We start from the raw sequence: 17,790 nt of genomic DNA, 5'->3' as shown, positions 1-17,790 counted from the left end.
GCTACGGACGGACGAGGGACGGGCACAGGGTCCGCAGGCCCAGCACCGGGCCCAATCCGTCCCGGTCAGGGCCCGGGCCGGGTCCCCAGCCAGGCCACGATCGCCTCGGCCCGGGTGGTCACGGCCAGCCGCGGGAAGATCTGGTTGATGTGGTTCTTCACCGTCTTCTCGGAGAGGAACAGCTCGCGGGCGATCGCCCCGTTGGTCTTGCCGGCGGCGACGAGGTCCATGACCTCCGCCTGCCGTTCGGAGAGGTCGAACCGGGCCCGCCCGGTCGGTCCCGCGACCGGCGCCCGGCCACCGCGCAGGGCCGCCAGCGCGGGCCCCGACAGGCTGCCCGTCCCCTCCGCGGCGGCCCGCACCATCGCTCCCAGGCGGTCGGCGTCGAAGGTCCCGTGCACGAGGTAGCCCACGGCGCCCTCGTCCAGGGCGGCGAGGACGACGTCGCTCTCGTCGGAGAAGGTGAGCATGAGCACGTGCGAGACCTCGGAGATCTCGCGCACGACCGAGACCCCGTCGCGCAGCGGCATCCGCACGTCGAGCAGGACGACGTCGGGTCGTGTCTCGCGGACCCGGGCCAGGGCCTCGACGCCGTCCCCCGCCTCGGCGACGATCTCGAGCTGGTCGTCGGTCTCGACGAGCGAGCGGATCCCCCGCCGCATCACCGCGCTGTCGTCGACGATGCACACCGTCCAGGCCATCAGGCCACCACCTCTCGTTGGTCCTTCTCGACGAGGCCTCGGCGGTTGACCTCGAAGGTCACCGTCGTCCCCTGCCCCGGTCGGGTCTCGTGGCGGAAGCTCCCGCCGACCCCCGCCATCCGTTCCGCCATGCCGACGACCCCGAAGTGCCCGCGCGCGGGAGAGGCGGCGACGAACGCCGGCTCGCTGCCGGCACCGTCGTCGCTGACGACGAGCATGAGCCGGTCGGCACCCGCGGCCTCGAGGACCACCCGGACGGTGCACCGGCCGGCGTGCTGCCGCACGTTGTCGAGGGCCTCCCGCAACCCCATGAGCAGCTCGTAGCGCACGTGCCCGTCCGTGACGTCGACCGGGGCCAGCCGGGTGACGCAGCGCCGGCCCGTCGAGGACCGCCACTCGTCGACGACCTGGGCCACGGTGTCGCTGAACGACAGCTCGGCGACCGGGGTCCGCAGCTCACCCATGAGCTCGCGCACCTGGGCGATGACGAGGGTGCAGTCCTGCTCGAGCTCGCGGGCCCGGGCCACCGCGACGTCGGTGTCGCGGTGCAGGTGGTGCGGGATGCTCGACGCGGTGAGGGCCATCGCCTGGAGCGACTTGGCGATGGTGTCGTGCATCTCGCGGGCGATCCGGCCGCGCTCCTGCGAGGTGGCCGCCGCCGACATCGCGTCACGCAGCGAGGCCTGCGCCCGGGCCTCGGCGTGCCCGGAGCGCCGGATGGCCAGGCCGAGCAGCCAGAGCGTGACGAACACCGCCGGCACGACGACCACGTAGGCGACGAGACCAGCGTCGTCGATCGGCCGGCCCGTGAGCAGCACCAGGTCGATGGCCACCGTGAAGAGCACGACGAGCAGTCCCGGCGCCACGGGCAGCCAGAGACCGACGAGCAGCGCAGAGGTCGCGAGCGCGAGGACGAAGGGGGTGTCGACCCCGACGAGCGCCACGACGACGGCGACGAGGACGACGTCGAGCAGGACGAGCAACGGGTGCCGCATCAGCAGCACCCGGACCCGCGGCGAGCTGAGCGCGAGGTAGGACACGCCCGCGGCCGCGACGACGCCGAGGGCCCCCAGGCCGTCGCCGCGCGCGACCCACGCGAGCTCGAGGAGGAACAGCAGCGCGAGGCGCACGAGGAGGGCCACCTGGGCGACCCGCAGCTGCAGCCGCGTCGGCGGCAGCGCGCCCTCAGAGACCACCGAAGGACCCGAGGTCGAGGTCGGAGCCGATGTACAGGCCGACGATGAGGAGGATCATCGCGCCGGGGACCATGACGACGGTCGTCAGCAGGGTGACCCGGGGCGCGATGGCGGCGGCCTTCTGCCGGGAGCGCTGCGCCGAGGCGCGGCGCATGTCGGTGGCGATCTGGTTGAGCGTGTCGACGAGCGGCGCGCCGAGCTCCTCGGCCTGGAGGTAGGCGGTCGTGAACTCCTCGATCGACTCCGAGGTGTTGCGGTCCCGCATGGCCCGGAAGGCCGAGCGCACGCTCGCGCCGTTGGTGATCTGGTGCAGCGTCGTCATGACCTCCTCGGACAGGGGCCCTCCGAACCGTTCGGACACGACGCCGAGGGCCTGGCGGAAGCCGATGCCGGCGCTGACGGTGACGGCGAGGACGTCGAGGAAGTCCGGCAGGTCGCGGTCGATGCGCTCGCGCCGTCTGCGTCCCATCGCCGACAGGCGCGCGAGCGGCATGACGACGATCGCCGCGAGCGCCATGAGGACGGGCAGGAGGCGTCCCTGCAGCACGAAGATGACGACCGCCGGGGAGACGATGAGCATCCAGAGGACACCGCGGGCGATGACGGAGTCGACGTCGATGCCCTCCGGGCGCCCGGCCTGGTCGACCTGGCGGCGCACGAGCGCGACGGCCGACGACGGCAGGAGCCGGCGGACCCGCGGGGCGAGGCGGTAGGCCACCGCCGACACCGGCCCCTGCGAGCGGGCCCGCTTCTGGGTCGCGCCCTGGAGGATGGCGATGTCCTCGACCGCGAGGTCGCTCGCCGGGTCGGTGCGCAGCATCCGGTAGCCCCGGAGGAAGAGGTAGGCGGCGACCGCGGCGACGACACCCGGGACCGCGCCGACGAGCCAGCTCATACGTCGAACCGCGTCATCTTCCGGATGGCGTAGAAGCCGGACCCGAAGATGGCGAACGCGAGGAGGAGGGCGACCTGGCCCAGTGGCTGACGGGTCATCTTGTCGACCGTGCCGGGCTGCATCGCGTTGAGCATGAGGAGCATGACGACGCCCAGGACGATGACGAAGTACGACGTCACGACCGGCTGCGCGAGCACCGTCCGGACCTCGCGCCGGGTCTCCTTGCGCTGGTCGAGGGTCTCGGCGATGTCGCGCAGGGCGGTGACGAGCGAGCCACCGCTGCGGGAGGCGACGACGAGGGTCGAGATGAGCACCGAGGTCTCGCGCGAGCCGACCCGGTCGCGCAGCTCCTCGAGCGCGCGCTGCAGCGGGGCCCCGAAGCGCAGCCGGGTGGCGACCCGCGAGAGCTCGGTGCGGGCCGGCTCGGCGAGCTCGTCGCCGGCGATGGCGATGGCGGTCGGGAGCGAGAGCCCGGCGTAGCTCGCGTTGGCGAGCACCCGGGCGAGCTCGGGCAGCTGGGCGACGAACGCCTCCCGGCGGCGCTCCTTCGCGCGGCGCAGGTACGCCCGCACGGCGAGGACGCCGAGCAGGCTGCCGACGACCCCGAGGAGCGGGGCGAGCAGCGTCCAGAGGGCGATCGAGCCGACGGCACCGACGGCCAGGCCGGCGACGAACACGACCGACGGGCGTCGGTTGATGCCGGCGACGTCGAGCTCGCGCACGAGCCACCGCCCGGGCCGCGTGCGACGGAAGCGTGCGTCGAAGACGTCGAGCAGGCTGGGCGCGTCGTCGTCGAGGCCGCTCTCGGCGCCGCTGATGGCGACGTGCCGGTCGCGCGCCGCCCGGGTGAACTCCCGGGCCCCGAGCAGGGCGAGGAGCGCGGCGAGCACGGCCCCGCCGAGGATCGCGAGGATCATGACGCACCCTCCATGAACGCGGGGAGCGCGACCCCGGCCTCGGCGAGCCGGCGGCGCAGCGCGTCGGGCACCGGGTGGGTGACGAAGCGACCGCGGGTGCGGGCGACGTCGTCGACGTGCATCGGGTCCCAGGTGACGAGCGGGACGAGGTCGAACTCCTCCTGCCGACGCGAGGCGAGGAAGCAGGTCTCGACGACCCGGCGCGCCCCGTCGGAGTGCCGGTTGAGCTGGACGATGACGTCGATGGCGGAGTTGACCTGGTCGCGGATCGCGTGGAAGGGGACCTCCACGTCGCTCATCGACGCCAGCGTCTCGAGGCGGGCGAGCGCGTCACCGGGGGTGTTGGCGTGGACGGTCGTCAGCGATCCCTCGTGGCCGGTGTTCATCGCCTGGAGCATGTCGAGCGCCTCGCCGCCGCGGCACTCCCCGACGATGATGCGGTCGGGCCGCATGCGCAGCGAGTTGCGGACGAGGTCGCGGATGGTCACCTGACCGCGGCCCTCGACGTTGGGCGGCCGGGTCTCGAGCCGGATCGTGTGCGGCTGGTCCAGGCTCAGCTCGGCGGCGTCCTCGATCGTGACGATCCGCTCCTTCGGGGAGATGAAGCTCGAGAGCGCGTTGAGCAGCGTCGTCTTGCCCGAGCCCGTGCCCCCCGAGACCACGACGTTGAGGCGTGCCTCGACGCAGGCCTGAAGGAGGGCGGCGAGCTCGGCGTTGAGGGAGCCCCACTCGATGAGCCGGGGCAGCGAGATCGCCGTCGGGAAGAGGCGGATGGTGACCGTGGGCCCGTTGAGGGCGAGCGGCGGCAGGACGACGTTGACGCGCGCGCCGCGCGGCATGCGGGTGTCGGCGGGCAGGCGGGCGTCGGCCATCGGGCTGGACTCGTCGACCCGGCGGTTGACCGTCGAGACGATGCGGTCGATCGTCTGGAGCAGCTGCTCCTCGCTCGTGAACCCGGCCGGCCACAGCTCGAGGCGGCCGCTGCGCTCGACGTAGATCGTCTCGTGGCCGTTGATCATGATCTCGCTGACCGTGGGGTCGGCGAGGATCGGTTCGAGGACACCGAGGCCGACGGCCTCGTCGACGACCCGGCGGACGAGCAGGTTGCGCTCGCTCGTCGAGAGGATGACCCCTTCACGTGAGACGAGGTGGGCGATGACGCGTTCGAGGCGCGCGCGGCGCTGGCTCGGCTCGAGCTTGCTCAGCTCGTGCAGGTCGACCTCCTCCAGCAGGAGGCGGCGGAAGGTGGTGATGAGCGAGTCGTCCTCGGTGCCGAGCCGGCCGAGGGTGGCGGAGTCCCCGATGAAGGAGCGGTAGGACCTGCTCACGGCCGCTCCGCCGGCATCTCGACCGTCCGGCTCACCGGGTCGAGCCCGATCGCCGAGAACGTGGGCACCTCGACCCGCACCGTGTAGCGGAAGCCGTCGCCGGAGCGGCCGCCGACGAGCGTGTGCCGCCGCAGCCCGTCGGGCAGCGCCCGGGCAGCCGCGCTGCCGGGGTCCTGGCCGAGGCTCGCGGCCCGGGCCGCGGCGCGCGCCGCCTCGTTGGCCGAGGTCGCGGCCCAGGCCCCCACGGCCAGCTGCCAGACCATGAACCCGACGAGCAGGACGAACGGGGCGAGCGCCACGAACTCCAGCGAGGCGGTGCCGCGCTCGCGCCGGCGGCTCATCGCTCGCTCACCACGGACCGGGTCGACGTGAGCTCCTGGGGGAAGTGCAGGTTGGCGGGGCCGGAGGCGGGGATCTGCATCCTCACGGTCACCCGGTCGCCGTCGACGGAGACGGTGAGGTCGTCGAAGGCCCACGGCGACCGGTCGCGGGCGGCGGCCTGGGCACTGGCCTGGCTGCCGGTGACCGAGTACTCGCGGGCGGCGACGCGGGAGGCGTTCCCCGACATGACGAACGTCAGCCCGATCGTCACCACCTGCCACGCGGCGAGGGCGATGAAGAGGATGAGGGGCAGGAGCACCACGTTCTCGAGGGCCACCTGCCCGCCTTCCCGGCGCCGCCGGCCACCGACCTCGGCGACCTCGGCGACCTCGGGGGCGAGGTCCTCCGTGACCGGGGCGTCGTCGTCCACCCTCGCGTCGACCACGTCGGTCGGTGCGGGCCGGCCGCGCCCGCGCCCACGACGGCGGCCGCGTGCCGGCACCTCCGCGGCGTCGGTCGTCCCGGGCTCGGCGGTGCGGCGTGGCCGCCCCTTCCGGGGTCCCTTCTCGACCGGTCGGGCGTCCTCGAGGTCGAGCTCACGGCGCAGCTGGGTCATGAGACGCCACCAGGCGACCTCGGTCACCGCCCGCGGGTCGCGCTCGTTCATCGCGGGCTCGAGCGCGCGCGTCGACAGCGGCACCACCGCGTCGAGCACCTGCGCCGAGGTCAGCTGCGCCACCGCGCTCGCCGGGAAGATGCTCGTCCGGTCGACCTTGTTGACGATGATCCGCAGGGAGCTCTCGTCCGTGACACCGAGCGCCTCCCACGCGAGGATGCGCTTGCGCATGGCGCGGACCGCGAGGACGTCGGCCGTCGTCACGACGACCGTCTCGTCGGCGAGCTCGACGACGGACGCCTGCGCGGGTGACACCGACCCGCCGCCGTCGACGAGGACGAGGTCGAACTCGCGTCGCAGCAGCGCGAAGATCGGGCGGAGCGCCTCGGCGGTGATGAGCTCGGTCAGCCGCACGTCCGCCGGGCCGAGCAGGAGGTTGAGCCCGCACTCGTGCTGGACGACCGCGTCGTTGACGGTGCTGCCGGAGAGGTCCTGGTGGACCTTGGCGAGATCGGCGATGGAGACCGCCTGGCGCACGTCGAGGACCGCGCTGACGTCGCCCTTCTCGAGGTCGAGGTCGACGACGCAGACCCGGCGGTTCGGGTTGGCCGTCAGGTGGTCGAGCGCGAGGTGCGTCGCGAGCGTCGTCGTGCCGACGCCGCCCTTCGCGCCGACGACCGCGAGGACCTTGCCCCGCGCCGAGCTGGCCTGGGCGATGGCGCCGGCGAGGATGCGCTTCATCTGGCGCGACCAGTCGTTGGCCGAGGTCACCTTGGCCGAGAGGTCGTCGAAGGCGAAGGGGTGCGCGATGACCCCCCGCGCCCCGGCCTCCATCGCGCGGATGACCGTGGCCGAGGTGCGCTCGGCCGAGACCTCGAGCACGGCGACGCTCGGGTGGCGCGCGCCGAGGTCGCGGATGGTCTGGAGCACCGGGTCCGGCCCGAGCTGCTCGTGGAGGACGACGATGTCGGGGTCGAGCCGCGAGGCGAGGTCGAGGACCATGCTGCTGGACTGGGCCACGCCGATGACCTGGGCCTCGTCGAGCTCCTCGAGGAGCGAGCGGAGGTCGGACTCGATGGTCCCGTTCGACATGCCGATGAGGATCTTCATCACTTGGCCTCCTCGAGCACGGCCTTGCCACCGAGTTCGGACGCGTCGTACTCGTTCGGTTCACCCTGCCGGTTGGTGCCGACGTCGTTCGGGAGGGCGACGAGACGGACCTCCGCGGCGAAGGCCGCCGCGTAGGAGACCGAGAGGGCCTGGTCGGGCTCGAGGGCCAGCGTCACCGGCAGCACCTTCTGCTCGGAGGTGCCGCCCGCGGCGCTCTGCTGGGTGACCGTCTGCTCACCGGCGATCGACACGATGCGGACGTCACGGACGAGGATCCGGACGGACTTGGCGAGCCCGGGGACGTCGGCGAAGACGGCGTAGATGTCGACGCGGTCGCCGGGGCGGACGCGGCCGGCGACGCCGGTCACGGAGTCGACGTTGATGGCGACCTCGCGCTCGGTCGACGAGAGCGAGCTGCTCGGGATGAGCATGTCGGAGCTGACCGTGGTGCCCGGGTTGAGCCGGAAGCCGACCCGCCGTCCCTGGAGCTCGTCGAGCGAGAGGACCGACGACTGCGAGACCCACCGCTCCGGGACCTCGACCGCCTCGATGTTGTCCGGGCCGAGCGGCGTGTAGGCCTCCACCGCCTGCCGCGCCTGGTACACCGTGACGCGCGAGCCCACCTGCGAGTTGACGTTCGCCACGTACGCGGACACCGCGAGGAAGGTGCCGACCGCGACGACGAACGAGACGAGGACGAAGAGCAGCCCTCGTCGTTGACGGGGGTTCATGCGGAGGTCTCCTCGACGAGCCGGGGATGGACGTGGCAGAAGGGGCAGACGTCCCCGTGGAGGACGTCGTCGCAGACCGGGCAGGCACCGCGAGAGGGCCCCGCCTCGGCGAGCGAGTCGGCGACGACGATGAACTCGGCCCCGGCGTTGCCGTAGAGCGCCCGGGCGTCGGCGACGACCGGCGGGACGTGGATGACGTCGTCGGACCCGTACCAGGCCCGCAGCCGCTGGGACGCCGTCGACTCCGGCGGCGCGGCGATGACGAGCTGGCGGGTGGGCGGCCCGGCGTAGCCCTCGGCCGCGGCGCGGACGACCCCGGCGTCGGGGCCGAGGAGCACGAGGAAGCGCGGGCCACCGGGCAGCAGGGACCGCAGGTGCTGGCCGAAGCTCGGGCTCGGCACGGACAGCCGCGTGACCCGCGAGAGCCACGCCCCGCTCGTCGTGCCGCCGAGCGTCCCGGCGAGGCGGGCGAGCCGCGTGCCGTCGTCCTGGTTCTCGATGTGCGCCGCCTCGAGCCCGATGACCGCGGCGCCGAGGAGGCTCGACCGCACGGCCAGCCGGGCGACCGCGAGATGCGGCAGGGCCCCCGAGACGACGTTGGTCACGAGAGCGGCGGCGTCGAGGTCGGCGGGGCGGTGCAGCACGACGAGCCGGGCGTCGCCGCCGAGGTCCTCGCGCAGCCGGGCCGCCACCTCCGGCCCGCCGAGCCGCCCGGTGACGAGGGCGACCTCGGAGCCGAAACCCCACTCCTCGACGGCCGTCGAACGACGCGAAGGGTCGACGACACACACGGACAACGACATACGAGAGCTCCCCCAATTTCGCCCCGGCGTGGACCGCGGCCCTGTCCTCGTGCTGGAGTTTAGCCAGAACCGTCCCGCACCGACCTCGGAAGAGACCATGCTGAACACGACGAAGCGACCGGCCCGACGCCGCCGGACCGACAGCCGCCGATCCCACACCGTCGCGCTGTTCCTGGGCACCGTGTGCGCCCTGCTGGGGCTCGGCGCGGTGGTCGTCGGCGTCATCGCCTGGTCGATGGACCGGCCGGAGCCGCGGCAGCTCCTGGCCGGCGAGACGGCCCTGGCCGGCCGCACGCCGTGGTTCGACGCGGGCACCACGCTGTTCGTGGCGCCGCTGCGCGACGGCAGCGTCCCCGGCCCGGCGGACCTGGGGTGCTCGCTCTTCACGACCGAGGGCACGCGGACGCTGCGCGTCGCGTCCGACACCGACGTCCTCGGGACCCGCGTGGTGGCGCAGACCTCGCTCGAGCCGAGCGTGCAGGTCGGGCCGACCACCGGGACCGACCGCATCATGTGCAGCGGGCCGCGGATGCAGGACGCCGTCGTGTGGGCGCTGCCGACGAACGCGGGACCCTCGAGGTACCCGCTCTCGGTCGTCGTCGCGGGGGTCGCCCTGCTCGGCCTCGCCGCGCTCCTCGACCCCAGGGCCAGGGGGCTGCGCCGCGGGCTCGCGTGACGTCGGCCCACGCCCCTGGCGCGGCCGACCCGGGCCGGCCCCCCTGCGATCGCCATGCGCGCCACGCTAATCGGGCGACCGGGTCCCGCACCCGGGCCTTGGGGCCCAAAGCGGACCCATCACCGTGGGCCTGCGTGCCACCTCTCGCCCCGGGGGTCCCGGTGGCCAGCCCAGCCCCATCCGTCACGCGGAGGGCGGACGTCAGCCGACGGTGAGCACCGTGCCCGGTCGCACGCCCCACCGGGCCAGGGACCCGGCAGCGGCCTCGACCGTCGCCGAGGCCCGCAGCCGGGGTCGCGTCATGCCCGTCCAGGGACGGAGGGTGGCGGTCCGGAGCACCCGGCCGCGGCGGTCGACCACCGCGACGTCGATGGCGTAGCGCATGCCGACCATGTGGACGCTGGGACAGCGGGTGATCCACAGCGCTCCCTCGACGCCCCCCGTGCCGAGGAGTCCGTGGCGCCGCTCGGCCGGGGTGTCCGCCACGGCCAGCGGTGCGACGTCCCGCCCGTCGGCCAGCAGCCGGTGGGGTCCTGGTCCGAACACTGGGCGGTCCGCGCTCACGGCGCGGCCCCCACGAGAGCGGCGACACCGGGCGCGGCGAGCACCGCGACCGCGGCCCCGGCGAGGTGCGGGCCGAAGGCGAGGTGCGAGCCCCGCCCGGACCGCCGCACGAGGACCATCCAGCCCCCCTGCACCCCCGCCGCGACGAAGGCGAGCACGGTCGCGACGACGACGTGGGCCGCTGACAGGGGGCCGAGGACGAGGCCGAGCGGGACGGCGAGCTTGGCGTCCCCGAGGCCCATGCCGCCACCGCTGCCGACCATCTCACCGATGACCACGTTGACGAGGTAGAAGCCGCCCAGGGCGACCCCGGCCACCGCGCCGGCCACGAGGGGGGAGGCCGTTCCCTCGACGACGGACACGGCGGCGATGCCGACGAGCGCCGTTGCGGCAGAAGGGAAGACCCACCGGTCGGGGAGCCTGCGGGTGTCGAGGTCGATCGCCGACAGCACGGCCAGCACCGGCACCGAGGCCGCGAGCAGCACACCGAGGGCGGGGCGGTGCGGCACGTGCCCGGCAGCCACCAACCCGGTGGCCAGCGGCGTGACCAGCAGCACCCACCGGGTGTCGCGCACGGGGAGGTCGGCCTCGTCGGGGTACCGGTAGCGGCGGGTCCTCAGGTAGCGGTGCGCGACGACGCCGGCCACGCCACCGGCGAGGGCCCCGAGGAGCCCGGCCGCGAGCGCGGCGGTCACGAGGCGCAGCCGGCCGGGCGCGGCCCCCAGCCGGTGCCGTCCCAGGACTCGGGGGCTGCCGACCGCATGACGCGGGCCACGCCCGCCGTCAGGGGGTCCGCGTTGGGGTCGTCGACCACGACCTGCCCGGCGGGCGCCTGCCGGGTCACGTACCCGGTCGCGGTGGCCGCCCCGACGAAGGCGGGACCGCTCTGCGAGAGGGGAGTCGGCGCCTGGCCGGCCGTCGCCCCCAGGTTGGTCGCCCCCACCGTGGAGGCGAGCATCGAGACGACCGGGGAGTCCGACCCGGTGACGTCGAGGTGGGTCACGTAGAGGGAGCCGGAGCGCGTGGTGGCACCGGTCGACGTGATGTCGCGGTCGGTGACCGTGCGGACCGACGTGACCTCGCCGGTGGGGCCGCGGTCGACCTCGAGGAGCATCGGGACGAGGTCCGACGCCCGGGCGACGCCGGCCGTCGGCGTCTCGCTGACGCCGACGTACTCGGTGCTCGACCCGTCGGCGTACCGCAGCGTGCCCACCGCCTCGCCCCCGGCGTCGAGCGCGAGGGTCTGGTCGTAGGCGTTGAGCGAGAGTCCCGCCTCGGGGCTGGTGTCGGTGTAGACGGCGGTGGGCGCGGGCAGCCCGTCGCGGGCCCCGACGAGACCGGTCACGGCGTCCGCCGCGCGGGACACGACGGACCCACCGTCGCCGACGAGCGAGTCGCTCCACGTCTCGGCCCGGTCCGCGGTGAGCAGCTCGGCGAGGGCGGCGGGCTCGGAGGCCGACCACACCCGGGGGTCACCGCCGGTGAGGAACGGCTCCGCCCCGGCGGCGGCGCTCCCGAAGGTGCGTCCGACCCACGTCGTGTCGGCCGGACGGCTGCGGCCGGCGCCGGACATCCGGTACGTGCCGTCGCCCATGACCGACACCACGGGTCCGGCCGCGGGGTCGGCCCCGTCGACCGGCACGAGCCCGCGCACGGGCCCCGCCGCCCCGCTGGGCGCTCCGACGCAGCGCGCCCCCACCGGGGGCGCACCGGCGCCCGGGTCACCCCCGACCGACCGGCATCCCCCGCCGCCGGTGATGGAGCACAGGGCCGAGGCGGTGCCGTCCGTCACCCGTTGGCCGTTGACCGCGAACGCGATGGCGGCGACGACCGTGCCCACGACGAGGAAGATCCCCACGAACTCGAGCGACGTGACGCCGGCCTCGGAGCCCGGGCGGCGACGACGGTGGCTGCTCACCCCGCCATGGTCGCCGAGGGGCGGGACGCGGCGCGAGGGCCCGTGGGCCCAGCCGGTCCTCACCGCTGGACCTCGACCGTGCCCATGACCTCGGGGACCCGGGAGGCGCCGAAGCCGTCCTCGGGAGCGAAGCCCACGACGTTGACGATGCTCGTCCCCGGCCCCGCGAGGAACAGCTGCCAGACCTCGCGGCGCTGCTCGTCACCCCGCGAGTTCTCGGTCCACTGGACGAGGACCCCGGGGCGCGCCGGGTCCGCCCCCGGGACGGTCGAGCGCTGCGGGCGGAGGTCGTTCTCGCGCAACCGCTGCTCGAGGCGGTAGCTCTGCTCGAGCAGGCTCGTCGTCGGCTCGGTCTCGACGACGACGGACACCGCCACCTGTGTGCTTCCCGCCGATGCCGGCTCGCTCCAGCGGGCGACCTCGCCGGACGACACCGTGCGCCGCCGCTCCTCCCACTGACCCGGCACGGCCATCGTCCACCCGCGCCCGGTGACCTCGCGGCTGCCGACCGGGCGGCTCGGGACCGGCGTCACCGTCGCCGACGGGGACGCGGTCGGCCGGATGTCCGAGCCGGCGAACGGCTCGTCCGACGAGCACCCCGACGACCCGACCACGAGGACGAGCGCGGCCGTGCCGGCAGCCGCCCCGCGGACCGCGCGCCCCCCCGTCGCCATGCGCCGAGGATAGCCACGGACCGTCGCCCCCGGGGCCGGTGCCCCGCGACCGGTCAGGACACCCGCCGCATGACCGACCGGTACCCGGTGGCCTCCTGGGTGAAGCGGTCGCCCGAGCAGGTGAAGGTCACCGACCCCGTCCCCGGCTTCAGGTCCTCGGTGCGCGGCTCGGTCCCCGCGCCGCCCACGGTGATGCTCCCGTCGGCCGAGCGCAGCGTGAACGCCATCGTGTCGCCGGAGGTCGTGACGCCGTAGACGACGGTGCCGGCGTACGTCACCTCGGCCTCACCCCCGTCCGTCACGGCCCTCGCAGGGCGGGTCCCGTAGGTCACGGTCTCGACCCCGTCGCGGGTGATGTCGAGCGTCCGGTCCACCCCCGAGATCGTCAGCCGACCCTGCTCGGTCTCGGCGCTCTCGGAGTGCTCGGTGGTCTGCCACCGCCCGACGAGGCAGGGGTCCAGACCACCTCCGGCCTCCGCCTCCCCACCGGGAGCGGAGCCGGCGGTCGCGTCCTGCGAGGTCGTTGCCGGTGCCCGGTCCGAGATCACCACCCCGACCACCACCCCGGCGACGAAGACCAGTGCCGCCACCACCACGGCGCCGAGGGTCGACGCGACGACCACCCAGGTGCGCGGGCCCCGTCGGGCCTGCGGCTGCTCCATCCCGGTCCTCCTCGCTCGGCGCCTGTCGGCGGCCACGCTCGCACACCCGCGGCTCCGGCGGCAGGGCCCAGGGGCCCGGAGCCGCGCGGGTCCGGGCCTCTCGGTCCCCCGCAGCACGGTCTGGGAGACTGGTCGCCATGTTCTCCCGCAAGGCGTCCGTCGTCGTCACCGTCCTCCTCGTCGCCCTCGTGACGATCGGGCTGGTGGCCTCCGCCCTGCCGACCTTCGCGAGCAGCGCGAGCGCGCTCCCGATGCACGCGCAGCTGCTGAAGACCTCCCCCGAGGACGGCGCGAGCGTGGAGACCGCGGACGCGGTGACGATGACCTTCAGCGAGGACGTCAACGAGGAGTTCCTCCAGGTCAAGGTCGAGGGCCCCGGTGGTGACGAGGCCGACGGCGCCCCGACGGTCGACGGCTCGACGGTGACCCAGGCCCTGCCCGACGACCTCCCCGCCGGCGAGCACGAGGTCACCTACCGGGTCGTGAGCGTCGACGGCCACCCGGTCTCGGGCTCGCTCACCTTCACGACGACGCAGGAGGCCGCCTCCGCCGCACCGACGCCGAGCACGTCGCCGACGGGGTCCGCGTCGTCGAGCGCCACGCCGGCCGGCACCGCCAGCCCCTCCCCGAGCGCCACGGACGTCGCGGCCGGCGAGACCTCGTCCGGCGGCGCCGGGTGGTTCCTGCCGGTCGGCCTCGTCGTGCTCCTCCTGCTCCTCGTCGGCGGGGGCGTCCTGCTCGCCCGGGGTGGTCGCGGAAGGGCGGACGGCCCCTCCGACCCGGTCGCCTGAGGTCGATTTCGCTCCGACGCACGGGGGCTGCTAATGTCTCCGACGCGCGCCATTAGCTCAATTGGCAGAGCAGCTGACTCTTAATCAGCGGGTTCGGGGTTCGAGTCCCTGATGGCGCACCACGCACGACGACGAAGGCCCCCCGGTCAGCCGGGGGGCCTTCGTCGTGCAGCGACCGGTCGGCGCTCGACCACCGCGGGTCACAGGTAGAGGCCGGGGCCGCCCTCCGCCGTCGGCTCGGCGGGCTCGGCCGCGACGGCGTGCAGGTCCCGCTCGCGCAGGAGCACGTACTCCGCCGCGCCGAGCTCGACCTCCGCGCGGTCCTCGGGGTCGAACAGCACCCGGTCGCCGAGCTCGACGTGACGGACGCCCGGGCCGGTCGCGACGACCGCTCCCCACGACAGCCGCTTGCCGACGTTCGCGGTCGCCGGGATGACGATACCCCCACCGGAGCGCCGCTCCCCCGCCTCGCCCTCGAGGCTCACGAGCACCCGGTCGTGGAGCATCCGGATGGGCAGCCGCGACCGGCCGCCGGACGCAGCGGACACGTCAGCGCTTGCGGAGCTGCCGCCAGGCGACGAGGCCGCCGACGACGGCGACGACCGCGACGACGGCCGCGAGGCGCTCGACCCGCAGCTCCCCCTCGGGGGTGGTGGCGACGTCGGCGAAGCGGGCCCGGGCGGCCTCCTTCTGGCGCTGGAAGATCGCCTTGGGGGTCGCGCGGCCGACGAGCTCGTCGACGGTGTGGGCGAGGCGCTCGCGGCGGGCGACGACCTCGGCCTCGAGCTGGCTGATCGACGGGGTCTGGCTCATCGGGTCGCTCCCTCGAGCCCCAGGTCGCGTCGCAGCTTGGCGACGTGTCCCGTGGCCTTGACGTTGTACCAGGCGTGGGTGACGGTGCCCTCCTCGTCGAGGACGACCGTGCTGCGGATGACGCCCTGCACGACCTTGCCGTAGAGCTTCTTCTCGCCGAAGGCGCCCCAGGCGGTCATGACGGCCTTGTCGGCGTCCGACAGGAGGGTGAGGGTCAGGGCGTCCCGCTCGCGGAAGCGCGCGAGCTTGGCGGGTGCGTCGGGCGAGATGCCGAGCACGGTGTAGCCGTCGGCGGCGAGGGAGTCGAGGGACTCGCTGAAGTCGCAGGCCTGCTTCGTGCAGCCGGGGGTCATGGCCGCCGGGTAGAAGTAGACGATGACCTTGCGGCCGCGCAGGTCGCTCAGGGTCACGTCCTTCCCCGTGTCGTCGGGAAGGGTGAAGTCGGGGGCGGCGTCGCCGGCCTCGAGCCTCGCGCTCATGTCCTGCACTCCTGCGGTGGGGGAACGGGTCCGTTGCGGCCAACCTACCGCGCCGTAGCGCTCCGCCGTCGAGGAGAGCCGCGTGGACCACCCGCCACCGCCCACCGCGCCGGGTCGACGCGGTGGGCGGGAGCGGGGTCGGGGTCAGCGCGTCGGGGCGAAGGCCGCCGCCGCGAGGCCGGGCACCGCGAACCCGCCGCCGAAGACCGCGTCGACCTCGGCGGACTCCTGGGCGTTGGGGTACGGGTTGGTGCACGAGGGGCCGGGGCCACCGCCGGACATCAGCTCGCTGCACGGGCCGGAGTAGTTGTCCGGCAGGCCGAGGATGTGCCCGGTCTCGTGCGCGGTGACGCGCAGGCTGTCGTAGGTCTGGTTCTGCGCGTAGTCGAGGAAGACGGAGCCGCTGCCCGGGCCGTAGACCTGCGCGTAGGAGCCGCGCGGGTCGTTGCCCTCGCGGTAGACGAGGTCGGCGCCGCTCGAGGTGGGCTGCAGCGTCACGTTGCCCACCGAGGAGTTCCAGATCTGCGCGGACTGCGAGATCTCGGTCCGGAACGACGGGGCACCGCTCGTCGAGTAGTAGACGACCGTGGCCGCGACGCGGTCGCTGATGCCCTTGCGCTCGTCGTTCTCGCGCTGCTCGAGGGCCCGGTCGACGATGGCCTGCAGGCGGGCGTTCTGTGCGTCGTCGGCGGGGCTCGGGGTGTATCCGGAGGTGCCGCCGGTCGAGGGCGCCGGCGCGGGCCGGGTGTCGGCCGCGGCGACGGGGCCGAGGGCCAGGGCCGCGGTCGCGGCCAGGACGCCGATGACGGAGGTGCGGTACTTCACGGTGTGCTCCTGAGGGGTCGGCTGCACCGGGGGTGGCCGGTGCTCTGACAGGGCCCGCGAGGGGCCCGACCTCCACCGTCATCACGGGTCGGGCTCTGTCGCAACGCGACCGGACCAACCTGACCGACTCTTTGAGGTCCCGTAGGGCGGGCTTGACCCGACCCGGGCGTGTCTCGGGGCGGTCTTGACCCCCGGTTGGGACGAGGAGCGTGGTGCGCGAGGCGGGACTCGAACCCGCACACCCGAAGGCACCAGAACCTAAATCTGGCGCGTCTGCCAGTTCCGCCACTCGCGCGCGGGCACCACTGTATCGGCGCCCCCGACCCCCGTCGGGGCGCCCTGCCGCTGCCGGGATCAGGCGGGGCCGTCGGCGGCCAGCAGGCCGCGCAGGACCGGCTCGAGCGCCCGGAAGGCGTTGCCGCGGTGGGAGATCGCGTTCTTCTCGACGTCGGTGTACTCGGCGAGCGTCCGGGTGTCACCGGTCGGCACGAAGACCGGGTCGTACCCGAAGCCGTTCGTGCCGCGTGGCGCCCGGGCGATGGCGCCCTCGACGCGTCCCTCGACACCCTCGACCCGGCCGTCGGGCATCGCGACGACGGCCGCGCACACGAAGGCGGCCGACCGGTGCTCGTCGGGCACGTCGGCCACCTGCTCGAGCAGCAGCGACAGGTTGGCGCGGTCGACCTCCGCGCGCGCCGCCCCCTCGCCCGCGTGCGTGCCGGACCAGCGGGCCGAGAACACACCGGGCGAGCCGCCGAGGACGTCGACCGCGAGGCCCGAGTCGTCGGCGACCGACGGCAGGCCGGTGGCTTCGGCGAGCGCGACGGCCTTGAGGCGCGCGTTGCCGAGGAAGGTCACCTCGGTCTCGGGGACGTCGGGGCCGTCGACCTCCGCGGCCGAGACGATCTCGAGGTCGAGCTCGTCGACGAGCCCGGCGAGGATCTGCCGCAGCTCGTGGACCTTGTGCTCGTTGCGGGTGGCGAGGACGACGCGGCGGGTCACAGCACGCGCTCGCGGGCCGGGGCGTCGAGCGCCGCGGACTGGGCCCGGGTCAGCTCGGCGCACCCGGTCGTCGCGAGGTCGAGGAGGCGGCCGAGCAGCTCGCGGTCGAAGGGCACCCCCTCCGCGGTGCCCTGCACCTCGACGAAGCGGCCGTCGCCGGTCATCACGACGTTCATGTCGGTCTCGGCGGTGGAGTCCTCGGGGTAGTCCAGGTCCAGCACCGGCTCGCCCTTGACGACGCCGACGCTCACGGCGGCGATCGACCCGGTGAGCGGCTCGGCGCCGGCGGCGATGAGCCCCTTGGCGCGCGCGTCGGCGACGGCGTCGGCGAGCGCGACGTAGGCGCCCGTGATCGCGGCGGTGCGCGTGCCGCCGTCGGCCTGGAGGACGTCGCAGTCGAGGACGATGGTGTTCTCGCCGAGCGCGGCGGTGTCGATGACCGCGCGCAGGCTGCGGCCGACGAGGCGGCTGATCTCGTGGGTGCGGCCGCCGACCTTGCCGCGGCGCGACTCGCGGTCGCTGCGGGTGTTGGTCGAGCGCGGGAGCATCTCGTACTCGGCGGTGACCCAGCCGGTGCCCTTGCCCTTGAGCCATCGCGGGACGCCCTCGGTGAAGGAGGCGGCGCACAGCACGCGGGTGCGGCCGAACTCGACGAGGACGCTCCCCTCGGCGTGGTCGAGCCAGTTGCGAGTGATGCGCACCGTGCGCAGCTGGTCGGCGGTCCGTCCGTCGTGTCGCGTCATGCGCTCAGGCTATCGGCGGGTCCGG

The 17,790-nt window shown here is 74.4% G+C and carries 22 protein-coding genes and 2 tRNA genes; 3 read left to right on the top strand and 21 right to left on the bottom strand.

The features are described 5' to 3' along the window. Window positions 1-65: 65 nt before the first annotated feature. Genes LG324_RS08660 through LG324_RS08620 form a run of 9 tightly spaced genes read right to left on the bottom strand, consistent with a single transcriptional unit; the run spans window position 66 to window position 8,618 of the window. Window positions 66-701, bottom strand: coding sequence for a response regulator (locus LG324_RS08660; protein ID WP_404352953.1), 636 nt, complete (start codon window positions 699-701; stop codon window positions 66-68). Further along, on the bottom strand, window positions 701-1,897 hold the full coding sequence (locus LG324_RS08655; protein WP_030527498.1) for a sensor histidine kinase: 1,197 nt from the start codon (window positions 1,895-1,897) through the stop codon (window positions 701-703). Before LG324_RS08655 ends, LG324_RS08660 begins: the two co-directional genes overlap by 1 nt. Continuing rightward, window positions 1,887-2,792, bottom strand: a complete 906-nt coding sequence (locus LG324_RS08650) for a type II secretion system F family protein (protein WP_030527499.1) — start codon at window positions 2,790-2,792, stop codon at window positions 1,887-1,889. The genes LG324_RS08655 and LG324_RS08650 overlap by 11 nt, the downstream gene beginning before the upstream one ends. Next, window positions 2,789-3,709 carry a type II secretion system F family protein gene (locus tag LG324_RS08645; protein ID WP_030527500.1) on the bottom strand — a complete coding sequence of 307 codons (921 nt, stop codon included), beginning with the start codon at window positions 3,707-3,709 and terminating at the stop codon, window positions 2,789-2,791. The genes LG324_RS08650 and LG324_RS08645 overlap by 4 nt, the downstream gene beginning before the upstream one ends. Further along, window positions 3,706-5,037, bottom strand: a complete 1,332-nt coding sequence (locus tag LG324_RS08640) for a CpaF family protein (protein ID WP_211250980.1) — start codon at window positions 5,035-5,037, stop codon at window positions 3,706-3,708. The genes LG324_RS08645 and LG324_RS08640 overlap by 4 nt, the downstream gene beginning before the upstream one ends. Then, window positions 5,034-5,378, bottom strand: coding sequence for a TadE/TadG family type IV pilus assembly protein (locus tag LG324_RS08635; protein WP_030527502.1), 345 nt, complete (start codon window positions 5,376-5,378; stop codon window positions 5,034-5,036). The genes LG324_RS08640 and LG324_RS08635 overlap by 4 nt, the downstream gene beginning before the upstream one ends. Then, on the bottom strand, window positions 5,375-7,084 hold the full coding sequence (locus LG324_RS08630) for a CpaE family protein (RefSeq protein WP_404352952.1): 1,710 nt from the start codon (window positions 7,082-7,084) through the stop codon (window positions 5,375-5,377). Before LG324_RS08630 ends, LG324_RS08635 begins: the two co-directional genes overlap by 4 nt. Then, complete coding sequence (gene cpaB, locus LG324_RS08625; RefSeq protein WP_030527504.1) at window positions 7,084-7,815, bottom strand: Flp pilus assembly protein CpaB; 732 nt, start codon at window positions 7,813-7,815, stop codon at window positions 7,084-7,086. Before cpaB ends, LG324_RS08630 begins: the two co-directional genes overlap by 1 nt. Then, a complete protein-coding gene (locus LG324_RS08620; protein WP_404352951.1) occupies window positions 7,812-8,618 on the bottom strand; it encodes a hypothetical protein in 807 nt (268 codons plus the stop codon). The genes cpaB and LG324_RS08620 overlap by 4 nt, the downstream gene beginning before the upstream one ends. Before the next feature lie 97 nt (window positions 8,619-8,715). Here LG324_RS08620 and LG324_RS08615 point away from each other — a divergent pair, with 97 nt between their 5' ends. Next, a complete protein-coding gene (locus LG324_RS08615) occupies window positions 8,716-9,294 on the top strand; it encodes a hypothetical protein (protein WP_036829394.1) in 579 nt (192 codons plus the stop codon). Window positions 9,295-9,495: 201 nt separating this feature from the next. On the opposite strand, the gene LG324_RS08610 is transcribed toward LG324_RS08615, so the two are convergent. The 5 genes from LG324_RS08610 to LG324_RS08590 are packed head-to-tail and all read right to left on the bottom strand — an operon-like array spanning window position 9,496 to window position 13,112. Further along, complete coding sequence (locus tag LG324_RS08610; protein WP_404352950.1) at window positions 9,496-9,858, bottom strand: DUF192 domain-containing protein; 363 nt, start codon at window positions 9,856-9,858, stop codon at window positions 9,496-9,498. Then, entirely contained in the window at window positions 9,855-10,553 is a 699-nt protein-coding gene (locus LG324_RS08605; protein WP_030527507.1) for an A24 family peptidase, read from the bottom strand. Before LG324_RS08605 ends, LG324_RS08610 begins: the two co-directional genes overlap by 4 nt. Continuing rightward, on the bottom strand, window positions 10,550-11,776 hold the full coding sequence (locus LG324_RS08600; protein ID WP_404352949.1) for a hypothetical protein: 1,227 nt from the start codon (window positions 11,774-11,776) through the stop codon (window positions 10,550-10,552). Before LG324_RS08600 ends, LG324_RS08605 begins: the two co-directional genes overlap by 4 nt. A gap of 59 nt (window positions 11,777-11,835) precedes the next feature. Beyond that, entirely contained in the window at window positions 11,836-12,450 is a 615-nt protein-coding gene (locus tag LG324_RS08595; RefSeq protein WP_030527509.1) for a hypothetical protein, read from the bottom strand. 53 nt (window positions 12,451-12,503) lie between these two features. Then, a complete protein-coding gene (locus tag LG324_RS08590) occupies window positions 12,504-13,112 on the bottom strand; it encodes a hypothetical protein (protein WP_030527510.1) in 609 nt (202 codons plus the stop codon). Window positions 13,113-13,249: 137 nt separating this feature from the next. Here LG324_RS08590 and LG324_RS08585 point away from each other — a divergent pair, with 137 nt between their 5' ends. Continuing rightward, complete coding sequence (locus tag LG324_RS08585) at window positions 13,250-13,903, top strand: copper resistance protein CopC (RefSeq protein ID WP_404352948.1); 654 nt, start codon at window positions 13,250-13,252, stop codon at window positions 13,901-13,903. A gap of 46 nt (window positions 13,904-13,949) precedes the next feature. Further along, window positions 13,950-14,025 (top strand) — tRNA-Lys (locus LG324_RS08580). Between the two features lie 78 nt (window positions 14,026-14,103). Here the strand turns inward: LG324_RS08580 and LG324_RS08575 are convergent. From LG324_RS08575 to rph, 7 genes are all read right to left on the bottom strand, one after another. Next, window positions 14,104-14,409: a co-chaperone GroES gene (locus LG324_RS08575; RefSeq protein ID WP_051750375.1), complete on the bottom strand. Its 306-nt coding sequence runs from the start codon at window positions 14,407-14,409 to the stop codon at window positions 14,104-14,106. A 43-nt stretch (window positions 14,410-14,452) separates the two neighbouring features. After that, window positions 14,453-14,716: a DUF3618 domain-containing protein gene (locus tag LG324_RS08570; protein ID WP_030527513.1), complete on the bottom strand. Its 264-nt coding sequence runs from the start codon at window positions 14,714-14,716 to the stop codon at window positions 14,453-14,455. Further along, the gene (gene bcp, locus LG324_RS08565) at window positions 14,713-15,195 is read right to left on the bottom strand and encodes a thioredoxin-dependent thiol peroxidase (RefSeq protein ID WP_030527514.1); all 483 of its coding nucleotides are present in this window, start codon (window positions 15,193-15,195) and stop codon (window positions 14,713-14,715) included. Before bcp ends, LG324_RS08570 begins: the two co-directional genes overlap by 4 nt. Before the next feature lie 144 nt (window positions 15,196-15,339). Further along, window positions 15,340-16,020 carry a snapalysin family zinc-dependent metalloprotease gene (locus LG324_RS08560; protein ID WP_404352947.1) on the bottom strand — a complete coding sequence of 227 codons (681 nt, stop codon included), beginning with the start codon at window positions 16,018-16,020 and terminating at the stop codon, window positions 15,340-15,342. Window positions 16,021-16,230: 210 nt separating this feature from the next. Continuing rightward, a tRNA-Leu gene (locus LG324_RS08555) sits at window positions 16,231-16,315 on the bottom strand. Window positions 16,316-16,374: 59 nt separating this feature from the next. Beyond that, the gene (gene rdgB, locus LG324_RS08550; protein WP_404352946.1) at window positions 16,375-17,022 is read right to left on the bottom strand and encodes an RdgB/HAM1 family non-canonical purine NTP pyrophosphatase; all 648 of its coding nucleotides are present in this window, start codon (window positions 17,020-17,022) and stop codon (window positions 16,375-16,377) included. Beyond that, window positions 17,019-17,765, bottom strand: coding sequence for a ribonuclease PH (gene rph, locus LG324_RS08545; protein ID WP_030527517.1), 747 nt, complete (start codon window positions 17,763-17,765; stop codon window positions 17,019-17,021). Before rph ends, rdgB begins: the two co-directional genes overlap by 4 nt. Window positions 17,766-17,790: the final 25 nt, after the last annotated feature.

The sequence above is a fragment of the Phycicoccus jejuensis genome (assembly GCF_044797865.1).
Taxonomy (GTDB): Bacteria; Actinomycetota; Actinomycetes; order Actinomycetales; family Dermatophilaceae; genus Phycicoccus; species Phycicoccus jejuensis.
The sequence above is the reverse complement of the archived record's forward strand: the minus strand, read 5'-3'. Positions and strand labels throughout refer to the sequence as shown.

Excerpts from the sequence above, each read along its gene's own strand:
- LG324_RS08660 (WP_404352953.1), bottom strand. The coding sequence starts at position 701 with ATGGCCTGGACGGTGTGCATCGTCGACGACAGCGCGGTGATGCGGCGG.
- LG324_RS08650 (WP_030527499.1), bottom strand. The coding sequence starts at position 2,792 with ATGAGCTGGCTCGTCGGCGCGGTCCCGGGTGTCGTCGCCGCGGTCGCC.
- LG324_RS08645 (WP_030527500.1), bottom strand. The coding sequence starts at position 3,709 with ATGATCCTCGCGATCCTCGGCGGGGCCGTGCTCGCCGCGCTCCTCGCC.
- LG324_RS08635 (WP_030527502.1), bottom strand. The coding sequence starts at position 5,378 with ATGAGCCGCCGGCGCGAGCGCGGCACCGCCTCGCTGGAGTTCGTGGCG.
- LG324_RS08630 (WP_404352952.1), bottom strand. The coding sequence starts at position 7,084 with ATGAAGATCCTCATCGGCATGTCGAACGGGACCATCGAGTCCGACCTC.
- cpaB (WP_030527504.1), bottom strand. The coding sequence starts at position 7,815 with ATGAACCCCCGTCAACGACGAGGGCTGCTCTTCGTCCTCGTCTCGTTC.
- LG324_RS08620 (WP_404352951.1), bottom strand. The coding sequence starts at position 8,618 with ATGTCGTTGTCCGTGTGTGTCGTCGACCCTTCGCGTCGTTCGACGGCC.
- LG324_RS08615 (WP_036829394.1), top strand. The coding sequence starts at position 8,716 with ATGCTGAACACGACGAAGCGACCGGCCCGACGCCGCCGGACCGACAGC.
- LG324_RS08595 (WP_030527509.1), bottom strand. The coding sequence starts at position 12,450 with ATGGCGACGGGGGGGCGCGCGGTCCGCGGGGCGGCTGCCGGCACGGCC.
- LG324_RS08590 (WP_030527510.1), bottom strand. The coding sequence starts at position 13,112 with ATGGAGCAGCCGCAGGCCCGACGGGGCCCGCGCACCTGGGTGGTCGTC.
- LG324_RS08585 (WP_404352948.1), top strand. The coding sequence starts at position 13,250 with ATGTTCTCCCGCAAGGCGTCCGTCGTCGTCACCGTCCTCCTCGTCGCC.
- LG324_RS08575 (WP_051750375.1), bottom strand. The coding sequence starts at position 14,409 with ATGCTCCACGACCGGGTGCTCGTGAGCCTCGAGGGCGAGGCGGGGGAG.
- LG324_RS08570 (WP_030527513.1), bottom strand. The coding sequence starts at position 14,716 with ATGAGCCAGACCCCGTCGATCAGCCAGCTCGAGGCCGAGGTCGTCGCC.
- bcp (WP_030527514.1), bottom strand. The coding sequence starts at position 15,195 with ATGAGCGCGAGGCTCGAGGCCGGCGACGCCGCCCCCGACTTCACCCTT.
- rph (WP_030527517.1), bottom strand. The coding sequence starts at position 17,765 with ATGACGCGACACGACGGACGGACCGCCGACCAGCTGCGCACGGTGCGC.